This window comes from Microbispora sp. H10885 (assembly GCF_014161415.1).
GTDB lineage: Bacteria > Actinomycetota > Actinomycetes > Streptosporangiales > Streptosporangiaceae > Microbispora > Microbispora triticiradicis.
The window spans coordinates 182,788-200,813 of record NZ_JABBWY010000006.1 but is presented as its reverse complement, the minus strand read 5'-3'; the positions used below and the strand labels follow the sequence as shown (position 1 = coordinate 200,813).

Genomic DNA, 18,026 nt, shown 5'->3' with positions numbered 1-18,026 from the left:
CCGGTCACGAAGCGGGCTGGGGAGACTGGGGCTGCTGAGACTGGGGGGCGGTGCCGGCGGGCGCCTTGACCGAGGGCCGCCGCAGGAACAGGACGAGGACGGGCACGGCGTAGGCGACCCAGGCGACGGTCTCCAGCACGCTCGGCTGCGCGGTGATGTTGAACATGCCGCTCAGCAGCGTCGAGTACCAGGCGCCGGGGTCGAGCAGGCCGCTGATGTCGAAGGCGTACGTGCTCAGACCGGGCAGCAGGCCCGCCTCCTGCAGGTCGTGCACGCCGTACTTGAAGATCCCGGCGGCGACCAGGATCAGCAGCAGGCCGGTCCAGGTGAAGAACTTGGTGAGGTTGATCCGCACCGCGCTGCGGTACAGCCCGTAGCCCAGCGCGACGGAGGTCAGCAGGCCGAGCGTGATGCCGGTGAGCGGGCTCGCGCTGGTGGTCGCGCCCTGGACGGCGGCGAACCACAGCAGGGCGGTCTCCAGCCCCTCGCGGGCGACCGACAGGAAGGCCACCACGACCACGGCCGCGGAACCGAGCCGCAGGGCGTCGCCGAGCTTCTCGCGCAGGTCGCCCGACATCCGGCGGGCCGCCGTGCGCATCCAGAAGATCATGAAGGTGACGAAGACGGTCGCGGCCAGCGAGGCGAAGGCGTCGAACATCTCGTGCTGCCGCGAGCCGAGGTTGGCCGCGGTGAAGGTCAGCAACGCCCCGAACGCCACGGAGAGCGCCACGGCGGCTCCGACACCGGCCCAGACCAGCGGCAGGCGGTCGCCCTTGCCGCTCTTCACGAGGAAGGCCACCAGGATGGAGACGACCAGGGTCGCCTCCAAGCCCTCGCGAAGGCCGATGAGGTAGCTCGCGAACACATCGCCCTCCGGATAGTCGGTAAGCCTTACCTAAGTTAGGTCAGGTTCACCTTAGCGACAAGAGCCCGGACGCGAGTAACCGGGTAGGGCCTTTGTCACCTCAAGGGACCGCTGGGGTGGGCGGGCGCGGCCGTGCCGCACCGTCGTCCGTCAGCTCTCTCACCCCGCCGGATGGGCGCCGGAGGTCTCGGTTGGCGACCTATGCCCTGAATCGTGTTGACAGGGTCCGCCGACAGGCCGACAGTGTCTCGGGTGATCTTCCCCCGGACCCTCACACGCCCCGTTCCCGGCGTCGTCGCGGTGCTGGCCGCGACCTGCGCGCTCGCCGCCTGCACGGCGCGGCCCGGCGCAACGGGCGGGAACGCATCCGGCGGGACGGCGGGGCCGTCGGCCGCCGCCTCCTCCACGGAACCGGCGGCGATGACCCCGGAGGCCTACCGGAGCGCGCTCGCCGCCACCCGCCCCGCGGGCACGACCCTCGCCGCCATCGCGAAGGCGCGGACCTTCAAGTCCCTCCACCAGCGCATCGGGCGGGCGGAGAGCGCCCTGGAGTCCGCGGTTGCGCGGCTCGGGGCCCTGCGGCCTCCCCAGGACGTCGCCCCCGAGCACACCGACTACGTGGCGGCGCTGCGCGCTCTCAACGGCAGGCTCGGCGCACTGGACCAGGACGTGTCGTCGCACGCCCTGTGCAACGGCACGGCCGTGCTGGCCAAGCTGGGGGCGTCGGGCGACTTCACGACCTTCCGGGCGTCCGCGGACGACCTGGCGAAGGCCGGGGACTACCCGGTGGTCGCGCTCAAGCCGCCCGCCCGGCACACCCGCCGCCTCGGCAACGGCACGGTGCTGCTGTCGGCGATCCGCGGCGGCCGGGGCGCCCTGACCGTGAAGAACGGCGGATCGCACGACGGCGTCGTCACCCTCGTACGCGGAGGGCGGAAGGCCGTCAGCTTCTATGTGCGCAAGGGGGCGAACGCGAAGCTCGCGAACGTCCGGGACGGGACCTACCGCGTCTACTTCACGACCGGGGCCGACTACGACAGGGGCGCCCGCGCGTTCACCAGGGACTGCGGCTTCTCCAAGTTCGACGATCCGCTGCGGTTCCGCACCGTCTACTCGGCGGGCCGGGTGAGCTGGGACAACTGGACCCTCACCCTCAACACCGTGTTCGGCGGGAACGCCAGCACGAGCGACGTCGACCCCGACGCGTTCCCGATGTGACCGTACGGAGGACGCGAACGAGGCCGCGGCCCGGGTGACCGGGTCGCGGCCTCGTTCGCGACGGGGTGGTGCTCAGCTGGAGAACAGCATGCCGACCCAGCTGTCACGGCGGTGGCCGTGGTGGCCGTGGTGACCACCGTGGTGGCCGCCCCAGGCGGGGCCTCCGTGCGCCGGCGGCGGGGGAGCGTAGGTCTGCTGGGCCCACTGGGCCTCCATGCGCGTCAGCGTCTCCAGCTCGCCGTAGTCCAGGAAGACGCCGCGGCAGTTGTCACACTGCTCGATGTGGACCCCGTTGCGGTCGAACGTCCGCATCCGGCCACGGCACTTGGGGCACTGCATGTACGAACTCTCCCTCATTCAGGTCCCGGCACGGGCGGCCGCGACGATCCTTTCGCAGGCGGACACCAGGGCCTCGGCGGCGTCGTCGGGTGGTTTCCCGGCTCTCGCCCCCGCGGCCACCGCCGTCGCGGCCAGCTGAACGGTCAACGCCCGGGCCGGCGCGTCGAGTTCCCGCCACGGGTCGTCCGCGGACACCGCGGTCCCGCCCGCCGAGAGGTAGGCCGTGAGCAGCCGCTCCCAGTCGTCCGTGGCGAGCAGCCCGGCGGCGAACCAGGCGGCGGGGCGGGCCAGGTCCCAGGCCGGGTCGCCCGCTCCGAGGTCGTCGGGGTCGATCAGCAGCCAGCCGCCGCCGTGCCGGACGATCTGGCCGAGGTGCCAGTCGCCGTGGGTCAGCGCGCCGCCCTCCCGGACCGGCGGCAGCGTCGCGTACGCCTCCAGGATCGGAGCGGCGACGGGGGCGGGAACGCCGGCCGACGCCAGGTCGGCCATGGCCCGAGGCAGCCGCGACGGGCCCCCGGCGGGCGGCAGGCCCGCGGGGACCGGCCGGGCGTGCAGCAGCGCGAGCAGCCGGCCGCCCTCCTCCCACGGCGTCGTCCCCGCCTCCACGTCGTCCATGGTCAGCGGCTCGCCGGCGGGCCAGATCGTCACCAGGCGGCCGTCCAGCCGTTCGAGGCCGAGCGGGGCGAGCATGATGCCGTCGAGGGCGCCGGCCGCGTCGAGCCGGGCGCGCAGGGCCCTCTCGTCGGTGCCGGGCGGATGCGCCTTGACGACCACGTCGCCGGCCCGGACCACGAGCACCTTGGTCTGCTCGAGAACCGTGGTCCGCTTGAGCACCGTCACCGGCCCGTCGCGCCCCGCCAGCCGGGCCAGCTCGCCGGCCTGTAAGCGATGATCGTCCACGGCGGACACCCTAGTGTGCGGGTATGAGGATTGGATTTGCCGTGCCGGTGTCGGGCTCGTGGGCGACGCCGGAGAACATGAGGCGGATCGCGCGCCGCGCCGACGAGCTCGGCTACCACGGGGTGTGGGCGTTCCAGCGGCTGCTCTACCCGGAGGGCCACGCGATGGGGCCCGTCTACCGCAGTGTGCAGGACCCGGTCGTCGCGCTCGCGTACCTGGCGGGGATCACCGAGCGGGTGCGGCTCGGCGTGGCCGTGCTCAACCTGCCGTTCGTCAGCCCGGTGCTGCTGGCCAAGCAGCTCGCGACCCTGCAGCAGGTGTCCGGCGGCAGGCTCGACGTGGGCCTCGGGCTGGGCTGGCTGCCGGAGGAGTTCACCGCGTCCGGCGTGCCGATGGAGCGGCGGGGCAGGCGCGCGGAGGAGTACGTCGGCCTGCTGCGGCGGCTGTGGACCGAGGACGTCGTCGAGCACAGGGGCGAGTTCTACGAGGTGCCGCGCTCCCACCAGGACCCCCGGCCCGCCACGCCGCCGCCCGTCCTGCTGGGCGGCACCGCGCGGGTGGCGCTGGAGCGCGCCGGGCGGATCGCCGACGGCTGGATCAGCTCCAGCCGCGCCGACCTCGGCACCATCGACCAGCAGATCGCCATCGTGAAGGAGGCGGCCCGGGGGGCCGGACGCGACCCGGACGCGCTGCGGTTCGTCGTGCGCGGCGTCACCCGCGTCCGCCCGGCGGACGAGAGCCCGCTGACCGGGTCGTACGACAAGATCCGGCGGGACGTGGAGGAGCTCGCGGCCAGGGGCGTGACCGAGGTGTTCCACGACCTCAACTTCGACCCCGAGATCGGTGACCCCGAGGCCGACCCCGGAGAGTCCCTGCGCCGCGCGGAGGAGGCCCTCGACGCCCTCGCCCCGTAGCGGGCGCTAGACCATGCCGTACGCGCGGGCGACGAGTTCGTGGGAGCGCAGCCGGGCCGGGGCGCCGTGGACCATCGTGGTGATCATGAGCTCGTCGGCCCCGGTGCGCTTGCGCAGCTCCTCCAGCCCGGCCCGCACGGTCTCGGCGTCGCCGTGCACGACGGTCGACAGCCGGTCGCGGACGAACTCCCGCTCGATCGGGGTGTACGGATAGGCCAGCGCCTCCTCGGGGGTCGGCATCCGGCCGGGCCGGCCGTGGCGCATCCGCAGCCACGACAGCGCGCCCGGCATGACCTGGCGCAGCGCCTCCTCCTCGGTGTCGGCGGCGACCGCCGCCACCCCGATCAGCGCGTACGGGCGGTCGAGCACCTCGGAGGGGCGGAAGGAGGAACGGTAGAGGTCGAGCGCGGGCTCGGTGTTGGCCGCGCTGAAGTGGTGGGCGAAGGCGAACGGCAGCCCCAGCAGGCCGGCCAGCCTGGCGCTGAACCCGCTGGAGCCGAGCAGCCAGATCGGCGGCCGGCCCGTGGCCGCCGAGTCGGGGCCGCCCGGCACGGCCCGGATCCTCTCGTACTGGTGGCCGGGCGGGAACGAGCCGTCGAGGAACCCGGTCAGCTCGGCCACCTGCCGGGGGAAGTCGTCGGGGTCCACCTCGGCGGAGCGGCGCAGGGCGTTCGCCGTCGCCATGTCGGTGCCCGGGGCGCGGCCGAGGCCGAGGTCGATGCGGCCGGGGTGCAGCGCGTGCAGCGTGCCGAACTGTTCGGCGATCACCAGCGGGGCGTGGTTGGGCAGCATCACGCCGCCCGACCCGATCCGGATCGTCCGGGTGGCCGCCGCGAGATGCGCGATGAGCACGGCCGGGGAGGAGCTCGCCACCCCGGGCATGCCGTGGTGCTCGGCGACCCAGATGCGGTGATAACCCCATTCCTCGGCCCGCCGGGCCAGCTCGGTGGCGTCGCGCAGCGACTCGGTGGCCGTCTGGCCCTCGCCGACGGTCGCGAGCTCCAGGATCGACAGCGGCACTCCGGCCGTTCCGCGCGGCACGCCGCGGATCTCGTCCTCGCCGCTCATGCCACTCCCTCGCCTCGCGCTTCGGGACCGCGTGGGCCGGTCAGGCCGTGTGTGCCGTCCTGCCTGTTTCGCTCGCTCATGTTCGGCCCAACCTGAGGTCGCATCCGGATATTTCCGGCTGTCTGGTGAAATGTGCTTCGATGCCCCGCCACCTGCCATGCTTGGACGCATGAGCGAGCGAAAGCCCATTGAGTCGTGGTTGTCTGATATGGATGGCGTGCTGGTCCACGAGGGCCAGCCGGTGCCGGGGGCCGACGAGTTCATCAGGCGGCTGAAGGAGTCGGGGAAGAGGTTCCTCGTCCTCACCAACAACTCGATCTACACCGCCCGCGACCTGTCCGTACGGCTGCGCGCGGCGGGGCTGGACGTGCCCGCCGAGTCGATCTGGACCTCCGCGCTGGCCACCGCCAAGTTCCTGGCCGACCAGCGGCCCGAGGGCTCGGCGTACGTCATCGGCGAGGCGGGGCTGACCACGGCCCTGCACGAGGTCGGCTACGTGCTGACCGACCTCGACCCCGACTACGTGGTGCTGGGCGAGACCCGCACCTACAGCTTCACGTCGATAACCCGGGCGATCCGGCTGATCGACAACGGCGCCCGGTTCATCGCGACCAACCCCGACCCCATCGGCCCCTCCAACGAGGGCTCGCTCCCGGCCTGCGGCGCGGTCGCGGCGATGATCACCAAGGCGACCGGGGTCGAGCCGTACTTCGTCGGCAAGCCGAACCCGATGATGATGCGCAGCGCGCTCAACCAGATCGACGCGCACAGCGAGAGCACCGCCATGATCGGCGACCGCATGGACACCGACGTGGTCTGCGGCATCGAGGCGGGCCTGAACACGATCCTGGTGCTCACCGGCGTCACGCAGAAGGACCAGATCGACCGGTACCCGTTCCGGCCGACCCAGGTGGTCAACTCCGTGGCCGACCTCATCGACCTCGTCTGAGCCGGCCGGGAGAACCTGACAGAGGCCGGCAGGTATGGCTGCCATGCTGGCCCCATGAACCACCGTGTCTATCTGGAGATCGGGCCCAAGAGGGTCTTCGCCTGCTCGGCCGACTGGCCGGGCTGGTGCCGCATCGGCAGGACCGAGGAGGCCGCGATCGGGACCCTCGCGGACTACGCGCCGCGCTACCGCGTGATCGCCGAGCGGGCCGGGCTGGAGTTCGCGCCGGGGGACCCGGAGGTCGTCGAGCGGGTCAAGGGCGACAGGACCACGGACTTCGGCGCGATCTCCGCGATCCCCGGCCTCGACCGGGAGCCGGTGGACGCGCCGGAGGCCGCCCGTACGGTCGCCCTCGCCCGGGCGGCGTGGGAGGTTCTCGCCGAGGTGGCCGCGGCGTCCCCGGAGGAACTGCGCAAGGGCCCGAGGGGCGGCGGCAGGGACCGGGACAAGATGGTGGCCCACGTCCGCGAGGCCGAGCGGGCCTACGCCAGGAAGATCGGCGTACGGCACAAGCCGTTCAAGGACGCGGCCGGCCTGACCGCCATGCGCGACGACATCGCCCGCGTCCTGTCGCGGCCGTCGGACGGCGGGCCGCTCGCCGAGGGCGGATGGCCGGCCCGCTACGCCGCCCGCCGGATCGTCTGGCACGTGATCGACCACATCTGGGAGATGGAGGACCGGAGGGTCTGATCTTGTCTGGGTGGTAACTTGTTACCATGGTAACAGTAGAGCGGGCCCAGACCGGCCTCCGCATCGAGCGCAACACGCTGAAGGTACTCAAGGGCCTGGCCGAATACCTGGACATCTCCCTCGGAGACCTCGTGGAGGGGATCGTCCTGCACGCCTTCGAGGGCAGGCCGCCGTTCGGGCCGGAGACCCTCACCAAGATCGAGCAGCTCAGAGAGGTCTACGGCCTGACGCTCACGGCCGCCGACGCCCACCTGCTGGAGGAGAGGTGAGCGCCGCGCCGCGGCGCCGCCGCCTCACCGGCGGCCTGCGGGTCGCGCTCCCGCCGGCCGAGGCGTTCCGGCTCTTCACGCCGTACGGCGAACGGGAGTGGGTCGAGGGCTGGGAGCCGCGCTTCCCCGAGGGGGTCGCGGACGACACGGCGCCGGGAACGGTCTTCCAGACCGGCGCGGACGGCGCGGCCACCACCTGGATCGTCCTGCACCGCGCCCATGACCCCCACGAGCCCGGCTCGTCGGTCTCCTACGCCCGGGTGCGCGAGGGAGTCCACGCCGGGACGGTCGGCGTCGTGCTCGCGCCGGACGGGAGCGGGCACAGCGACGTGACGGTCACCTACGACCTCACTCCGCTGACCGTCGCGGCCGAGGCCGAACTGGCCGGGTTCGCGGACGGCTACCCCGCGTTCCTGCGCTCCTGGGAGGAGGCCATCGCCGCCCACCTCGCCCGTACGGCGGAGACGCCCCGAGGGCACCGGTAGAGACGCGGCCGGCGCCGTGGCCCCGGCCGGGTGCCCGCCGGTCGGCTCAGTCCGAAGTACGGCGCAGGCGCTTGAGGTCGGAGCGCTGTTTCTTGGCCGCCAGGCGGCGCTCGACCGCGCCCCTGGAGGGCTTGGTGGAACGGCGCCGCTTGGGCGGCGGCGCGATCGCGTCGCGGAGCAGCGCGGCCAGCCGTTCCCGCGCCGCCTCGCGGTTGCGCAACTGCGACCGGTGCTCCGAGGCCGTCACCGTGATCACACCGTCGACCAGCCGGGGGGCGAGCCGTTCGAGCGCGCGCGCCCGGAGCGCCGGGCCGAGGGCGGTCGTGCGCGCGACGTCGAAGCCCAGCTCGACCCGGCTGTCGGTGGTGTTGACGCCCTGGCCGCCCGGGCCGGACGAGCGGGAGAAACGCCAGGTCAGCTCGGCCTCGGGCACGACGATCGAGCCGCGGACGTGCAACGGGCCTGGCATGGCGAGTCCTCTTCGGTCGGACGGACGGGGCGAACGGGGGGGATTGATGGACCGGACGAACAACTTATCCATGTAGATACCACCGGCGCGCGTCATTTATCGCCGTAAACGCGGCTTGTGGTTGTCACGGTCCAGCGCCTCGTGCACAGTGACGTCCGGAAAACCGGGACCTCCGGAAACCGGGCGACATTGTGGGGCGGGAGCATGACCTCGATCGTCGGCGTGCACGGCATAGGCAAGTACCACTACTACGAGGACGCCGGCGGATCGGCGGACGGCGCCGCCGCGGCCGTGCGCGCCAAGTGGAACGCCTACCTGCACCAGGGACTGGACGGCCGGACGGGTGGCGCCGGCGACTACTTCACCGAGATCGCCTACTACGCCCACCATCTCCACAGCGGCCCGCCCCGGCCGGTCCGGCAGATGGGCACACCATCGAAGCTGGTCTTCGCCGACTGGGCCGCCCAGCTCGGCGGCCCGTTCCGGGACGCGGCGGGGGAGTCGCTGACCGGCGTCGCGCACCTGCTGGCCGAGTGGCTGCTGGCGAGGCTCGGCCCCGCGGCGGTGCGCTTCGCGCAGGACTTCTGCCCGGAGGTGGCCACCTACCTCGGCGGCGGCGCCCCGCGCGTACGGGCCCGCGACACGGTGGCCGACGTCATCCGCCGGCGCCGGCCCCGGGCGGTCGTCGCGCACTCCCTCGGCAGCGTGGTCACGTACGAGGCGCTGTGGGCCCATCCCGACCTGTCCGTCGACCTGCTGGTCACGCTGGGCAGCCCGCTCGGCATGCGCCGCGTCGTGTTCGACCGGCTCGCCCCCGTGCCGGTCCGGGGCCGGGGAGCGCGCCCGCCGGGCGTGCGCCGCTGGATCAACATCGCCGACAAGGACGACATCGCCGCGATCCCGGCCGCGCTGGCGTCGTGCTTCGACGGGGTCGAGCGGGACGTCTCCTGCGACATCGACTGGCTCGACTTCCACACCGTGCGCAACTACCTGCGCTGCGGGGGCGCCAACGAGTATCTGAAGCCCTTCGTGACCTGAGTCGCGCACACGCGTTATGATCGTACGACCATGAAGACTGTGCTTTTCGACTACGGCAACGTCGTCTCCCTCCCCCAGGCCCCCGAGGACGTCGCCCGCCTGGCCTCGTACGTCACAGGGGCCGAGCCCGGGTTCCAGGACCGCTACTGGGAGGTGCGGCTCGACTTCGACCGGGGTTCGCTCGACCCGGCCGCGTACTGGTCCCACGTGTACGGCAGGCCGATGGACGGCGCCGGCCTGGACGAGGTCGTCGCCCTCGACGTGGCGAGCTGGTCGCGGCCCAACGAGGAGACGGTGGCGATCGTCGACGAGCTGGCCAAGGTCGGGGTGCCGATGGCGCTGCTGTCCAACATGCCGGTCTGCGTCGCCGAGGGCATCGACGCGCTGCCGTTCATGCGGCCGATCGGCCCGCGTTTCTACAGCGGCCGCATGGGCCTGGTGAAGCCGGAGGCGGAGATCTTCCACGAGACCGTGGCCTGGCTCGGGGTCGCCCCCGGCGACCTCGTCTTCGTGGACGACCGGCTGGAGAACGTCGCGGCGGCCGAGGGGGCGGGGCTCGCCGCCGTCCACTTCCGCGACGCCGCCGCGCTCCGCGAGGACCTGAAGACGCTTCTCGGCTGAGCGCGCGGCCGCTCCACGACCTTCTCCGGCCACCCGCGCACGGGGCGCGGGGGCGCGTGAACCCCCGGGTCAGGTGCCCGAACTCGCCGGAGGGCGGGAGCCGAGCGGCGAAGCCTCGCCGGGGAGTTCGGGCGGGGGCGGCCCGCCCGCCTGGGCGGCGAGGACGTTCGTCCTGATCGTGACGAAGGCGACGACCGCCGCGACGGCCATCATGACCGCGCAGACCAGCATCGACGTGTGGAACCCCCGGGTGAACGCGGCGGGCGACTCGTAGGCGTCGCCCGTCAGCCCCACCAGCGGCGGCACCGCGGCGACGGCCAGCAGCCCGCCCGTCCTGGCCAGGGCGTTGTTGACCCCGCTCGCGACGCCCGCGTACCGCTCCTCCGCCGTGGCGAGCACCGTCGCGGTGAGCGGGGCGACGGCGGCGGACAGGCCGAGCCCGAAGACGCACGCCGCGGGCAGCACGTCGGCCAGGTAGGACGCGCCGGGGCCGATGCGGCTCATGAGCAGCAGCCCGGCCGCGCACAGCAGGATCCCTCCCGTCATGGGCAGGCGCGGGCCGATCCTCCCCGCCAGGTCGCCGGCCCGGGACGACAGCAGCAGCATGAGGATGGTGACCGGGAGCATCGCCGACCCGGCGGCGATGGGTGACATCCCGGCCGACACCTGGAGCTGGACGACCAGCAGGAAGAACACCAGTCCCATCGCCGCGTACATGACCAGCGTGACGACGTTGACGGCGGTGAACTCCCGCGAGGCGAACACCCCCACGGGGACGAGCGATCGGGGGGAGCGCCGGATCTCCACCACCACGAAGCAGATGGACAGGGCGATTCCGGCGGCCAGCGGCACCAGCCCGTCGCCCGCCAGGATCAGGCCGTACGTCAGGCCGGCCAGCGCGGGGGCGGCGAGGACGGTCCCGAGCACGTCGAAGCGGCCGTGCGGCCCGGCGTCCCTGGTCTCGGGCACGTGCCGGGCGGCGACGCCGACCACGACGGCCGCGAGCGGCAGGTTGAGCAGGAACACCCACCGCCAGCCGGCCGCCTCGACGAGCCACCCGCCGAGCAACGGCCCGACGGCGGCGGCCACGCCGCCCAGCCCCGACCAGGCGCCGACGGCGCGGGGCCGGTCGTCCGGCGCGTAGCTCGCCTGGATGATCGCGAGGCTGCCGGGGATCAGCAGGGCCGCCCCGATGCCCTGGAGCGCACGGGCGAGCACGAGCACGGGGGCGTTCGGCGCGACCCCGCAGAGGGCGGAGGCCAGGGCGAACCACACCACCCCGACGACGAAGATCTTGCGCCGGCCGAGCCGGTCGCCCAGCGACCCGCCCAGGAGGATCAGCGCGGCCATCGTGAGCGTGTAGCCGTTCACGGTCCACTGCAGGCCGGACATCCCGGCGTCGAGGTCGCGCCCGAGGGCGGGGAGGGCCACGTTGACCACGGTGCCGTCGAGGGTCGCCAGGGACGACCCGAGGACCGTGGTGAGCAGCACCCACCGGCCCGTCGCCGAGCGGAGTCGGATATGCCCGGATTCCATGCACGCCATCATGCGCCATCCGGAGGTGTGGACGCGTCACGGCAACGGGGGGATCATGCGGCGATTACACGATTACGATCGCTCACAGCGAACTGACGCAGAACAGGGAACAGGGGCGGGCTCCTGTTAGTTGAGTCGGCATAACTCAACCCATTGGAGTGCTGATGTCCCAGGTCCTTCCCGTCCTCCCGCTCGACGACGAGGTCGTCCTGCCCGGCATGGTCGTTCCCCTTGACCTGTCGGCCTCCGAGGTCCGCGCGGCCATCGACGCCGCCCGGGCCGGTGGAGAGAGCACGGTCCTGCTGGTGCCCCGCGTCGACGGCCGCTACGGCCCGGTGGGGGTGAGCGCCGTCGTGGAACAGGTCGGACGGCTGCCGGGCGGCGAGCCCGCGGCCGTCGTGCGCGGCGTGCACCGCATGCGCGTCGGCACCGGCACCACCGGCCCCGGCGCGGCGCTGTGGGTCGAGGCGACGGTGCTGGAGCCGGTCGCCGCCGGGCCGAGGGCCGGTGAACTGGCCAAGGAGTACAAGGCCCTGACCACCACGATCCTGCAGAAGCGGGGCGCGTGGCAGGTCGTCGACGCCGTCAACCAGATCACCGACCCCGCCGTCCTCGCCGACAGCTCGGGGTACGCCCCCTGGCTGACCATCCAGCAGAAGCTGCTGCTGCTGGAGATCGCCGACCCCGCGGAGCGTCTCGACAAGCTCGTCGGGTGGGCCCGCGACCACCTCGCCGAGATGGACGTCGCGGAGACCATCCGCAAGGACGTCCAGGAGGGCATGGAGAAGCAGCAGCGCGAGTTCCTGTTGCGCCAGCAGCTCGCCGCCGTACGCAAGGAGCTGGGCGAGCTGAGCGGCGACCCCTCCGACGAGGAGGAGGACTACCGGGCCCGCATCGAGGCCGCCGACCTGCCCGAGAAGGTCCGGGAGGCGGCGCTCAAGGAGGTCGCCAAGCTGGAGCGCACCTCCGACCAGTCGCCCGAGACCGGCTGGATCCGCACCTGGCTCGACACGGTGCTGGACGTTCCGTGGAACGTCCACACGACCGACTCCTACGACATCGCGGGCGCCCGCGCGGTGCTCGACGCCGACCACACCGGCCTCGACGACGTGAAGGACCGCATCGTGGAGTACCTCGCGGTCCGCAAGCGCCGGGCCGACCAGGGCCTCGGCGTGGTCGGCGGGCGCCGCAGCGGCGCCGTGCTCGCGCTGGCCGGCCCTCCCGGGGTCGGCAAGACCTCTCTCGGCGAGTCGGTCGCCCGCGCCATGGGCAGGAAGTTCGTCCGGGTCGCCCTGGGCGGCGTGCGCGACGAGGCGGAGATCCGCGGCCACCGGCGCACGTACGTCGGGGCGCTGCCGGGCCGCATCGTCCGGGCGATCCGCGAGGCGGGCTCGATGAACCCCGTCGTGCTCCTGGACGAGATCGACAAGGTCGGCGCGGACTACCGGGGCGACCCGACGGCCGCGCTGCTGGAGGTGCTCGACCCGGCGCAGAACCACACCTTCCGCGACCACTACCTGGAGGTCGAGCTCGACCTCAGCGACGTGCTGTTCCTCGCGACGGCCAACGTCCTGGAGCAGGTGCCCGGACCGCTGCTCGACCGGATGGAGCTCGTCACGCTGGACGGCTACACCGAGGACGAGAAGGTCGCCATCGCCCGCGACCACCTGCTGCCGCGCCAGCTGGAGAAGGCGGGCCTCACCACCGCCGACGTGACGGTGGAGGAGGCGGCGCTGCGCCGCCTGGCGGGCGAGTACACCCGCGAGGCCGGCGTCCGGTCACTGGAGCGGTCGATCGCCCGCGTCCTGCGCCGGGTGACGGCGAAGGTCGCCCTCGGCGAGACGGAGCTCCCGGTGACGGTCGCCCCCGATGACCTGGTCGCCTACCTGGGCCGGCCGCGGCACGTGCCCGAGTCGTCCCTGCCGGAGGCGCGCCAGCGTACGGCGGTGCCGGGCGTGGCCACGGGCCTCGCGGTGACCGGCGCGGGCGGCGACGTCCTCTACGTCGAGGCGTCGCTGGCCGACCCCGAGACCGGGGCGACCGGCGTCACGCTCACCGGGCAGCTCGGTGACGTGATGAAGGAGTCGGCGCAGATCGCGCTGTCCTTCCTGCGGTCACGCGGCGCGGAGCTGGAGCTGCCGGTCGGGTCGCTCAGGGACCGGTCGGTGCACATCCACGTGCCCGCGGGCGCGGTGCCGAAGGACGGCCCGTCGGCGGGTGTCACGATGACCACGGCCCTGGCCTCCCTGCTCTCGGGCCGCCCGGTCCGCGGCGACGTGGCGATGACCGGCGAGGTCTCCCTGACCGGCAGGGTGCTGCCGATCGGCGGGGTCAAGCAGAAGCTGCTGGCCGCCCACCGGGCCGGGATCACCACCGTGCTCATCCCCGCGCGCAACGAGCCCGACCTGGACGACGTGCCGGCCGAGGTGCTGGCCGACCTCACCGTCCACGCGGTGAGCGACGTCCGCGAGGTCCTCGACCTGGCGCTGACCCCCGCGACGGTCACGCGGCAGGCCGTCGCCTGACCGCCGGCTGACCGTCGCCGGGCCGTCGCCGGGCCGCCGCAGGGCCGCCGCAAGGCCGGCAGCGGCATCGGCCGCCGGGAGCGCTGCCGGTGAGCGCGGCGGCGCCGCCCGGAGGTTCCTGCGCCCGGAGGTTCCTGCGCCGGGGGTTCCCGAGCAAGGCCCGCGTCCCCGTTCCGGGGCGCGGGCCTTGTCATGTGACAAAGGGCACATTCCAGGTCTGGAATACCGGAAGGCTCACAGGTGGTTTCAGCTGGTCGTGAGCGTACCGAACCTGATGAACCCGCCTCGACGCGAGTGTCCAACGGGCTGAGCCCCTGGTCTTCCCGCCCCTCCCGCGAAGGCGCACACCCGATGACGCTCTCCTCGCCCTCCGATCCGGCCCCGCTCCGGATCGGGCGCCCGCCCTTCCCGACCGGCGCGCAGCAGCCGTACGCGTTCTCCGGAGACAGCAAGTGATCACGGTTACCGGCCTGCGCAAGGCCTACGGCGACGTCGTCGCGCTCGACGGCGTCGACCTGCACGTCGGCAGGGGAAAGGTCTTCGGCGTGCTCGGACGCAGCGGCGCCGGCAAGAGCACCCTGCTGCGCTGCGTCAACCTGCTCGAACGCCCCGACGAGGGCGTGGTGACCGTCGACGGACGCGAGCTGACCACCCTCGGCGCGGCCGATCTGCGCCGCGCCCGGCAGCGCATCGGCATGATCCACCAGCACTTCGCGCTGCTGTCGTCGCGCACGGTGGCGGGCAACGTGGCCTTCCCGCTGGAGGTCATGGGCGTCGGCCGGGCCGCCCGGGCCCGGCGGGTCGCGGAGCTGCTCGACCTCGTGGGCCTGGCGGACCGCGCGGCGGCCTACCCCGCGCAGCTGTCCGGCGGGCAGAAGCAGCGGGTCGGCATCGCACGGGCGCTCGCGGGCGAGCCGTCCGTGCTGCTGTCGGACGAGGCCACCTCCGCGCTCGACCCCGCCACGACCCAGTCGATCCTGGCCCTGCTCCGGCGGCTCAACCGGGAGCTGGGGCTGACGATCCTGCTCATCACCCATGAGATGGACGTCATCAAGGCCGTCTGCGACTCCGCGGCGATCATGAGTGACGGGCGGATCGCGGAGGCGGGCTCCCTTCCCGGCCTGCTCGCCACCCCCGGATCGAGGCTGGCGGCCGAGCTGTTCCCGCTGCCGCCCGCCGAGCCCGGCACCGTGACGGTCGCCCTCGCCGCGGACGAGACCCTGCTGTCGCGTCTCGCGCGCACGTACGACGTGGACGTCGCCGTCGTGGGCGGCTCGGTTGAGCAGGTGGCGGGGGCTCCGGCGGGCCGGCTGCGGCTGCGGATCACCGGAGCCGGTGCGGCGGCCGCCCTCGCCGGCCTGCGTGAGCGCGGCCTGCTGGTCGAGGAGGCCGCGTGACCTGGTCGGAGATGAGCCCCCTGCTGTGGGAGGCCACCGGGCAGACCGCCGTGATGGTGGGCTGGTCCACGCTGTTCACCGTGCTGTTCGGGCTCCCGCTCGGCGTCTGCCTCGCCGGGACGGACCGCGGCGGGCTGTTCCCCGCCCCCGCCGTGCGGCGCGTGCTCGGCCTGGTCGTCAACGTCGGGCGGTCACTGCCGTTCATCGTCCTCATGATCGCGGTCATTCCGCTGACGCGCGTGCTCACCGGCACGACGATCGGGACCACCGCAGCGGTGGTCCCGCTCACGATCGGCGCGGCGCCCTTCTTCGCCCGGCTGGTCGAGACGGCGCTGCGCGAGGTGGGCCGCGACGTCGTGCAGGCGGCCGAGGCGATGGGGGCGGGCCGGGTGACGATCGTGACGCGGGTCCTGCTGCCCGAGGCGCTGCCCGGCCTGGTCGCCGGGCTGACCGTCACCGTGGTCACCCTCATCTCCTACTCCGCGATGGCCGGAGTTATCGGCGGCGGTGGCCTCGGCGACCTCGCCGTCCGCTACGGATACCAGCGGTTCGAGACCACGCTCATGGTCGTCACCGTGGTCGTCCTGGTCGTCGTGGTGCAGCTCGCGCAGACCCTCGGCGACGCCGTCGCCCGCCGGCTTTCCCACCGTTAACCCATAGAAGGAGTCCTTTCCCATGCGTAGAACGCTCGGCCTCGTCATCGCCGCCGTGGTCGCGCTCGTGCTGTCCGCCTGCGGATCCTCGTCGCCGGGCACGGCGACCGCCACCGGCTCGGCGGCGGCGGACGCCCCGCTGAAGGTCGGCGTGAGCCCGGTGCCGCACGCGCAGATCCTGAAGTACGTGGCCGACAACCTGGCCGCCGCCAAGGGGCTGAAGCTGGAGCTCGTCGAGTTCAGCGACTACGTCCAGCCCAACCTGCAGCTCCAGGACGGCCGGCTCGACGCCAACTACTTCCAGCACAAGCCCTACCTGTACGACTTCAACGCGTCCAAGGGCACCAAGCTGAGCTTCGTCGCCCCGGTGCACCTGGAGCCGCTCGGCCTGTATTCGCGGAAGGTCAAGGACCTCGCCTCGCTGCCGCAGGGCGGCACGGTCGCGGTGCCCAACGACGCCACCAACCTCGGCCGGGCGCTCAAGCTGCTCGCCGACAACGGCGTGGTCACGCTGAAGGACGGCGCGGGCACCGCCGCGACCGAGCGCGACGTGGCCGGCAACCCGAAGAACCTGACCTTCCGCCCGCTGGAGGCCGCGCAGCTCCCGCGCTCGCTCGACGACGTGGACGCCGCCGTGATCAACGGCAACTACGCCCTGGAGGCCGACCTCGACCCGTCCTCCGACGCGCTGGTGCTGGAGAAGGCCGAGGGCAACCCGTACGCCAACGGCCTGGTGGTCGCGCAGGGGCACGAGAGCGACCCGCGGGTGAAGACGCTGGTCGGGCTGCTGACCGGGCCCGAGGTGAAGAAGTACATCGAGGAGACGTTCAAGGGCTCGGTCGTCTCCGTGGCCTGATGCGCACATAAATGGACGAATCATCCAGTCGCTTGACTGGATGATTCGTTCGTGCTGTCATGGCCCCATGTTGTACGGCACACCGGCGCTGGAGGCCGCGGACGAGAAGGTGCTCGCCGAGATCGAGGAGATGCGGCGCGACCTGAAATACCGGCTGGCCGAGGCGCACCGCTGGGACGGCCTGCTGCGGCGGCAGTTGCAGGCGCGGGCGATCCAAGGGTCGAACTCCATCGAGGGCTACCACGCCAGCGTCGAGGACATCGAGTCGATCATGTCGGGGGAGGACCCCCTGGAGACGCCGGCCGCCGTCGCCCGCGAGATCTCCGGGTACCAGCAGGCGCTCACCTACATCGGCGCCCTCTCGCGGGCATGGGCCTTCCGCTACGACGCCGGCCTGCTGCACGCGCTGAACTTCATGATGATCGGCCACCACGTGAACAAGACCCCGGGCACGGTCCGGCCCGGAGGGATCTACGTGCGGGACTCGGCCACCGGCGAGGTGGTCTACGAGGGCCCGGACCACGAGCAGGTGCCCGGCCTGCTCGCGGAACTGGTCGAGTGGCTCAACGAGGGCGATCTCGACGCCGCCGGCTACGTGCGCGGAGCGATGGCCCACCTCAACCTCGTCAAGATCCACCCTTGGCGGGACGGCAACGGGCGCATGTCGCGGGCGCTGCAGACGCTCGTGCTCGGCCGCGACCAGATCACCACGCCGGAGTTCGCCTCGATCGAGGAGTGGCTGGGCGAGGGCCGCACCACCTACGACTACTACGACGTGCTCGGCCTGGTTGGACGCGGCCGGTGGAGCCCGCACGGTGACACCCTTTCGTGGGTGCGGTTCGTGCTGCGCTGCCACCACATGCAGGCACAGCGGGTGGGGCGCCGGCTCGCGGAGGCGGGCGAGGTGTGGATGCTGCTGGAGGAGCGGACCGGGGAGCAGGGCCTGCACCCGCGCACGGTCTCGGCGCTCTACCAGGTGTTCGTCTCCCGGCGGCTGCGCCGTGGGATGTACCAGGCCGACGAGGGGCTGAGCCAGGGCCAGGCCGCCCGCGACCTGCGTGAACTGGCGGCCACCGGATGGCTCCAGCCGTACGGCGAGACGAAGGGCCGCTTCTACTCCCCGGGGCCGAAGATGACGGAGATCAAGGCCGCGTACGCCGAGCGGGCCAGGCCGCTGCGCGACCCCTACCGGACGCTGGAGCGCTGAGCGGGCACCATCGGGAACTCGCGCCTA

Annotated in this window: 19 protein-coding genes; 13 read left to right on the top strand and 6 right to left on the bottom strand. The window is 72.9% G+C overall.

The window, feature by feature from the left end:
* Positions 1-4 precede the first annotated feature (4 nt).
* Positions 5-865, bottom strand: a complete 861-nt coding sequence (gene efeU / locus HHX37_RS17575; protein WP_182880623.1) for an iron uptake transporter permease EfeU — start codon at positions 863-865, stop codon at positions 5-7.
* A 252-nt stretch (positions 866-1,117) separates the two neighbouring features.
* Between efeU and HHX37_RS17570 the strand changes: the two genes are divergently transcribed.
* On the top strand, positions 1,118-2,083 hold the full coding sequence (locus HHX37_RS17570; protein WP_182886106.1) for a hypothetical protein: 966 nt from the start codon (positions 1,118-1,120) through the stop codon (positions 2,081-2,083).
* Positions 2,084-2,155: 72 nt separating this feature from the next.
* On the opposite strand, the gene HHX37_RS17565 is transcribed toward HHX37_RS17570, so the two are convergent.
* Complete coding sequence (locus tag HHX37_RS17565) at positions 2,156-2,422, bottom strand: zf-TFIIB domain-containing protein (RefSeq protein WP_117410188.1); 267 nt, start codon at positions 2,420-2,422, stop codon at positions 2,156-2,158.
* 18 nt (positions 2,423-2,440) lie between these two features.
* Positions 2,441-3,322, bottom strand: a complete 882-nt coding sequence (locus tag HHX37_RS17560) for a phosphotransferase family protein (RefSeq protein ID WP_182886105.1) — start codon at positions 3,320-3,322, stop codon at positions 2,441-2,443.
* Positions 3,323-3,345: 23 nt separating this feature from the next.
* Here HHX37_RS17560 and HHX37_RS17555 point away from each other — a divergent pair, with 23 nt between their 5' ends.
* Entirely contained in the window at positions 3,346-4,236 is an 891-nt protein-coding gene (locus HHX37_RS17555) for a TIGR03619 family F420-dependent LLM class oxidoreductase (RefSeq protein ID WP_182886104.1), read from the top strand.
* A 6-nt stretch (positions 4,237-4,242) separates the two neighbouring features.
* On the opposite strand, the gene HHX37_RS17550 is transcribed toward HHX37_RS17555, so the two are convergent.
* Positions 4,243-5,304, bottom strand: a complete 1,062-nt coding sequence (locus HHX37_RS17550) for an LLM class flavin-dependent oxidoreductase (protein WP_182880620.1) — start codon at positions 5,302-5,304, stop codon at positions 4,243-4,245.
* A gap of 169 nt (positions 5,305-5,473) precedes the next feature.
* Here HHX37_RS17550 and HHX37_RS17545 point away from each other — a divergent pair, with 169 nt between their 5' ends.
* The 4 genes from HHX37_RS17545 to HHX37_RS17530 are packed head-to-tail and all read left to right on the top strand — an operon-like array spanning position 5,474 to position 7,697.
* A complete protein-coding gene (locus HHX37_RS17545; RefSeq protein ID WP_182874644.1) occupies positions 5,474-6,253 on the top strand; it encodes an HAD-IIA family hydrolase in 780 nt (259 codons plus the stop codon).
* A 54-nt stretch (positions 6,254-6,307) separates the two neighbouring features.
* Positions 6,308-6,943: a hypothetical protein gene (locus HHX37_RS17540; RefSeq protein ID WP_182886103.1), complete on the top strand. Its 636-nt coding sequence runs from the start codon at positions 6,308-6,310 to the stop codon at positions 6,941-6,943.
* A 26-nt stretch (positions 6,944-6,969) separates the two neighbouring features.
* Positions 6,970-7,212, top strand: coding sequence for a hypothetical protein (locus HHX37_RS17535; RefSeq protein ID WP_138461077.1), 243 nt, complete (start codon positions 6,970-6,972; stop codon positions 7,210-7,212).
* On the top strand, positions 7,209-7,697 hold the full coding sequence (locus tag HHX37_RS17530) for an SRPBCC family protein (RefSeq protein WP_117410505.1): 489 nt from the start codon (positions 7,209-7,211) through the stop codon (positions 7,695-7,697). The genes HHX37_RS17535 and HHX37_RS17530 overlap by 4 nt, the downstream gene beginning before the upstream one ends.
* 46 nt (positions 7,698-7,743) lie before the next feature.
* On the opposite strand, the gene arfB is transcribed toward HHX37_RS17530, so the two are convergent.
* Complete coding sequence (arfB, locus tag HHX37_RS17525) at positions 7,744-8,166, bottom strand: alternative ribosome rescue aminoacyl-tRNA hydrolase ArfB (protein WP_182880616.1); 423 nt, start codon at positions 8,164-8,166, stop codon at positions 7,744-7,746.
* A 204-nt stretch (positions 8,167-8,370) separates the two neighbouring features.
* Here arfB and HHX37_RS17520 point away from each other — a divergent pair, with 204 nt between their 5' ends.
* Together HHX37_RS17520 and HHX37_RS17515 are read left to right on the top strand one after the other, a co-directional pair.
* Complete coding sequence (locus tag HHX37_RS17520; protein WP_182886102.1) at positions 8,371-9,204, top strand: hypothetical protein; 834 nt, start codon at positions 8,371-8,373, stop codon at positions 9,202-9,204.
* Between the two features lie 30 nt (positions 9,205-9,234).
* Positions 9,235-9,825 (top strand): HAD-IA family hydrolase, encoded by a 591-nt coding sequence (locus HHX37_RS17515; RefSeq protein WP_182880614.1) that lies wholly within the window; start codon positions 9,235-9,237, stop codon positions 9,823-9,825.
* A 69-nt stretch (positions 9,826-9,894) separates the two neighbouring features.
* Here HHX37_RS17515 and HHX37_RS17510 read toward each other — a convergent pair whose 3' ends face one another.
* Complete coding sequence (locus HHX37_RS17510; protein ID WP_259403486.1) at positions 9,895-11,361, bottom strand: MFS transporter; 1,467 nt, start codon at positions 11,359-11,361, stop codon at positions 9,895-9,897.
* A 164-nt stretch (positions 11,362-11,525) separates the two neighbouring features.
* Here HHX37_RS17510 and lon point away from each other — a divergent pair, with 164 nt between their 5' ends.
* The 5 genes from lon to HHX37_RS17485 all read left to right on the top strand — a co-directional run bounded on the left by lon (position 11,526) and on the right by HHX37_RS17485 (position 17,999).
* On the top strand, positions 11,526-13,886 hold the full coding sequence (gene lon, locus HHX37_RS17505) for an endopeptidase La (protein WP_182880612.1): 2,361 nt from the start codon (positions 11,526-11,528) through the stop codon (positions 13,884-13,886).
* Between the two features lie 452 nt (positions 13,887-14,338).
* Entirely contained in the window at positions 14,339-15,283 is a 945-nt protein-coding gene (locus tag HHX37_RS17500; RefSeq protein WP_182886101.1) for a methionine ABC transporter ATP-binding protein, read from the top strand.
* Positions 15,284-15,294: 11 nt separating this feature from the next.
* Positions 15,295-15,936: a methionine ABC transporter permease gene (locus tag HHX37_RS17495; RefSeq protein WP_138461220.1), complete on the top strand. Its 642-nt coding sequence runs from the start codon at positions 15,295-15,297 to the stop codon at positions 15,934-15,936.
* Between the two features lie 22 nt (positions 15,937-15,958).
* Positions 15,959-16,792 carry a MetQ/NlpA family ABC transporter substrate-binding protein gene (locus HHX37_RS17490; RefSeq protein WP_182886100.1) on the top strand — a complete coding sequence of 278 codons (834 nt, stop codon included), beginning with the start codon at positions 15,959-15,961 and terminating at the stop codon, positions 16,790-16,792.
* A gap of 67 nt (positions 16,793-16,859) precedes the next feature.
* The gene (locus HHX37_RS17485) at positions 16,860-17,999 is read left to right on the top strand and encodes a Fic family protein (protein WP_182886099.1); all 1,140 of its coding nucleotides are present in this window, start codon (positions 16,860-16,862) and stop codon (positions 17,997-17,999) included.
* Positions 18,000-18,026 lie beyond the last annotated feature (27 nt).

Bases quoted from the DNA above. Each gene is read 5' to 3' on its own strand.
- lon (WP_182880612.1), top strand. From the start codon at position 11,526: ATGTCCCAGGTCCTTCCCGTCCTCCCGCTCGACGACGAGGTCGTCCTG.
- HHX37_RS17490 (WP_182886100.1), top strand. From the start codon at position 15,959: ATGCGTAGAACGCTCGGCCTCGTCATCGCCGCCGTGGTCGCGCTCGTG.
- HHX37_RS17550 (WP_182880620.1), bottom strand. From the start codon at position 5,304: ATGAGCGGCGAGGACGAGATCCGCGGCGTGCCGCGCGGAACGGCCGGA.
- arfB (WP_182880616.1), bottom strand. From the start codon at position 8,166: ATGCCAGGCCCGTTGCACGTCCGCGGCTCGATCGTCGTGCCCGAGGCC.
- HHX37_RS17540 (WP_182886103.1), top strand. From the start codon at position 6,308: ATGAACCACCGTGTCTATCTGGAGATCGGGCCCAAGAGGGTCTTCGCC.
- HHX37_RS17555 (WP_182886104.1), top strand. From the start codon at position 3,346: ATGAGGATTGGATTTGCCGTGCCGGTGTCGGGCTCGTGGGCGACGCCG.
- HHX37_RS17535 (WP_138461077.1), top strand. From the start codon at position 6,970: ATGGTAACAGTAGAGCGGGCCCAGACCGGCCTCCGCATCGAGCGCAAC.
- HHX37_RS17520 (WP_182886102.1), top strand. From the start codon at position 8,371: ATGACCTCGATCGTCGGCGTGCACGGCATAGGCAAGTACCACTACTAC.
- HHX37_RS17510 (WP_259403486.1), bottom strand. From the start codon at position 11,361: ATGGAATCCGGGCATATCCGACTCCGCTCGGCGACGGGCCGGTGGGTG.
- HHX37_RS17495 (WP_138461220.1), top strand. From the start codon at position 15,295: ATGAGCCCCCTGCTGTGGGAGGCCACCGGGCAGACCGCCGTGATGGTG.
- HHX37_RS17545 (WP_182874644.1), top strand. From the start codon at position 5,474: ATGAGCGAGCGAAAGCCCATTGAGTCGTGGTTGTCTGATATGGATGGC.
- HHX37_RS17565 (WP_117410188.1), bottom strand. From the start codon at position 2,422: ATGCAGTGCCCCAAGTGCCGTGGCCGGATGCGGACGTTCGACCGCAAC.
- HHX37_RS17515 (WP_182880614.1), top strand. From the start codon at position 9,235: ATGAAGACTGTGCTTTTCGACTACGGCAACGTCGTCTCCCTCCCCCAG.
- HHX37_RS17485 (WP_182886099.1), top strand. From the start codon at position 16,860: ATGTTGTACGGCACACCGGCGCTGGAGGCCGCGGACGAGAAGGTGCTC.